Here is a 3,273-nt window from a genome sequence, read left to right on the forward strand (position 1 = left end):
GGGCCGGGCCGTTCGCGGGCATTCTTAGCTGAGGCACGGCAAGGATTTCGCGGGCATCTTGACATGAGGCACTACGGGCCCGACGAGAGGGCGACGGAACGAGGCTGGCTGGACGCAGAGCGCAACTGAGCATTCCGCCGAATCTGCTCGGCCTCGACTCCAGACCTGATTGAAACGATGCCCGGAGATGAGCTGGCAGCCCCGACCGAACCGAGACCGCCGATGGCATTGCTCGCGGGCACAGCGAGGCCGATCAGCTCACGTGGGCGATGCGGTGGCGCGGGGCGCACGTTCCCGCGCGTGAAACGTCTCGGTTGCACAGGTTGGTCAAGCGGGGCGTGTCTATTCGCCACACCACCTCATAGGAATGTCGGATACTGGCGACATACTCAACGACGAGACGAGGGATAGGTGTTTAGGCGATGGCGTCGATGAGGCATGGGATAGCAGAAACAGTTGACGAGGGCGTCTTGGAAGCCCTGCAGGCTCGCAGCTCAGGCTCCGCTGGTGAAGCGATTCGAGTCGAGGCCGGTTCGCACTCGACCGCGGACGGCGCCGAGACCCTCCCGGCGCTCCAGAGCACCGTGTCCGGCACGTCATCAGCGGAACCGCCCCTTCCTCCGAACTCGAAGCGTGTGAAACCGCGGTCCCCGACTCGAGCCCGCCGTGTGCCTCGCCGGAAATCCTCACCCGAATTCGAACCACCTGCATCGAAGCCTGATCAGAGCAAGGCAGAGGCTGATGCTCGCACGGGATCCTCTACCCCTCGGGAAGGGCTTCCGAAGCTTATTCGAGGACTCCCATCGACGCTGCGATACCATCCCCAAACATTCAGGGCTCACGTCCGAGGGATGCCCGAAGGCGAACGCGCCAAGCTCCGACGGGAGATCCTCGCGGAGCTTCGGAGCCTCCCGCGCAGCAGACTCAGCACCGACGCCCGAACAACAGCAGAGAGACAAGCCCGCTTCCTCCTCGCCGTGCTTGACGGACGCACAGCTCCGACACCGCCGTCGATAAAGAAGCCGCCGGAGGACGACGGAGCGGCCTCACGGAAGAAGCAGAAGTCGAAGAGCAAAAAGAAGCGTGGCGGGAGGCTCCTGCTGGCGCAACAGATCTCCCCTTCACCACCGAAGTACATCTATCCGACGTACGGCGCCCCTGTCAGCGGTGGCCTACCTGGTCTCGGCCGTCGAGCCTAGCCGCCCCCGCGCTCATGCAAAGTGTTCGGAACGCGAACTACAGGACGGGTGAAGCCGCAGCAACAGCACACGATTTACTCGCGGGGAGCCCCGGAGCGATGCGCCCGCCTCGTCGCACTCTCCGCTGATCAACCGCTACTACTCCACGTCCGCATCGGGCTCCTGCGCGGTCGATCGCCGCGAGAATCGTGAACCGACGCGTCCCGTCACGGACACTGCAGCGCCCTTCGCCGCGGAGCCAGCGCCCTTCACCCTGCCCGCAGCGCGCCCGAGGCCCGTGCTGCGCTCCCCCTCCTCACCGGTCGTCACGCGCGTGAGGCTGAGAGAGCTCGCGGCCGCTGACATCCGTCCTCGCAGGGAGTTGCTCGCCCGTTCCTTCTCCGTGTCGTCGACCACGTGGAGGCGGCGGAGATACTCGTCGGCGTCGACGTGCGGTGGGGGCAACTCACGGAGGTGCTGGACGAGACGGCCCGACTGCAGGCGCAGCGTGGCGTAGGTGAGCCCGCCGGAGAAGACACCGCCGGCCACGGGCACGGCCTTCGTGACGGCCTTGGCGAAGCTGTCCTTGGTGAGCTTCACGCCGATGACACGCAGCACTTGCTTCATCGGCGTGTACCACGCAGTCTTCGTGAGCGCGACGCCCGCGATCTGGCGCTGGATCGCGGGGCGGGCCACGTTCGCCGCGAAGCTGGTGACTGTGGCGGAGGCTCCGCCGACACCCATCATCACCCCCAGGAAAGCAGCGAGCTTGCCGAGGGTCTCATCGTCGATCTCTTCGGTGTCCGCAAGAAACGACCTCCACCCGTAGACATAGGCAACCTTCTGCATGATGCGGAAGGCGTGGACGTAGAACTGGGTGATGTCTCCAGGAATGGTTCCGATCATCGCGAACCCGCCCGGGAGTCCAGCCGCGAATGACATGGCGGTGGACTTCCGGGTCTCGAACTCGACGACCTCGGAGGCGATGCGGTCGAGCATCTCGAGGTTGACGCCCGCCGCTGACGGGTTCTCTGCGATCGCTCGATCGATGGTCTCCGCGGCGATGCCCCGGCGGTGCAGCTCCGAGCGCAGGAAGTGATCGCGATCGATCTGAACGCCCTTCAGCCGAAGCACCCGCGTGATGAACGCCAGGGCATAAGCTTCCGCGTCCGCGCGCTCGGTCTCGGAGAGATCGTCCAGAACGACCGTCGGATCCTCGGCGATATCGAGGAACTCTGGCTGTTGGATATCGATCTCCGCCTGTGTCGCGTCTTCGTCCGACATGCAGCTTGTCTCCCTCGTCGTTGTGCTCGCCGTGCGCCAACGGCATCGTGCTCACGATAGTCGCCTGGTGCGACATCGCCGCACCCTCGGCAACTTCCGCCTTCTCCGCGAGTGAGTCGGTGGGCTTGCCGGCTGGAATCTTCCAGGCGCCAGCACGCGGCCAAGTGGCAGCTGGCATCAGGAAGCGAAAGCGACGGTTCAAGCAGATAGGGAACGAAAGCTCTCGTACGCTCGCTCTTGGGCCGAGCCAAGGGTTCCGGAAGGTCCCTCGGACTCCTCTCCGGGTCAGGGCACGGTCGCGCGGTGGTGTTCGGCCAGCGCTGAAACGGGAAGATCCGATTGATTCACCGAGTCCCCCAGACGCTGCTCGGCGCACGGCCTGGCCACCGCGTCGCCCACCCGCTGAGACCTCGCCCGCAGTACGACATCGGCCGCGGCGATCGATGGGCTCGGCTCGGTGAGCTGAGCCCACCAGACCTCGTTGACGTCATCGACGAAGTCCACGCTTCAGCAGCCCGTCATGGACCGTGGGCCCGACCGGCGATAGCCTCGGAACTCGAGAAGCTGGGCCCCGCGGCAGCCGAGGAGCACTCTGCATGACCAACTACTTCATGGTGGGGACGATCCACGGTGGCTGGCAGGACGAAAGCCCGCGCGAGATGCTCGATGAGTGGATCACCGCGGGCGAATGGGCCCTGGGCTGGCACAACGCGGAGTCCGACCCGAGCTATCAGACCGGCGTTCCGCAGAATTCAGGGGTTCTGGAGGCATGCCGGGAGGGTCGTAGCCTTGTGACCTGCGCGGGGGTGTT

3 protein-coding genes are annotated in these 3,273 nt (G+C 65.4%); 1 reads left to right on the plus strand and 2 read right to left on the minus strand.

Annotation, left to right across the window (positions count from 1 at the left end; genetic code table 11):
* Nucleotides 1–1,337 precede the first annotated feature (1,337 nt).
* Together ACHUEU_RS16405 and ACHUEU_RS16410 are read right to left on the minus strand one after the other, a co-directional pair.
* Entirely contained in the window at nt 1,338–2,462 is a 1,125-nt protein-coding gene (locus ACHUEU_RS16405) for a hypothetical protein (RefSeq protein ID WP_394217154.1), read from the minus strand.
* Nucleotides 2,463–2,747: 285 nt separating this feature from the next.
* Nucleotides 2,748–2,966, minus strand: coding sequence for a hypothetical protein (locus ACHUEU_RS16410; protein WP_394217155.1), 219 nt, complete (start codon nt 2,964–2,966; stop codon nt 2,748–2,750).
* 92 nt (nt 2,967–3,058) lie between these two features.
* Between ACHUEU_RS16410 and ACHUEU_RS16415 the strand changes: the two genes are divergently transcribed.
* Nucleotides 3,059–3,273 (plus strand): hypothetical protein (locus ACHUEU_RS16415; protein WP_394217156.1); only part of this gene is annotated, 215 nt, incomplete at its 3' end.

This window comes from Brachybacterium vulturis (assembly GCF_043641765.1).
GTDB lineage: Bacteria > Actinomycetota > Actinomycetes > Actinomycetales > Dermabacteraceae > Brachybacterium > Brachybacterium vulturis_A.

Coding starts and splice junctions, on each gene's coding strand:
- ACHUEU_RS16405 (WP_394217154.1), bottom strand. CDS start 2,462: ATGTCGGACGAAGACGCGACACAGGCGGAGATCGATATCCAACAGCCA.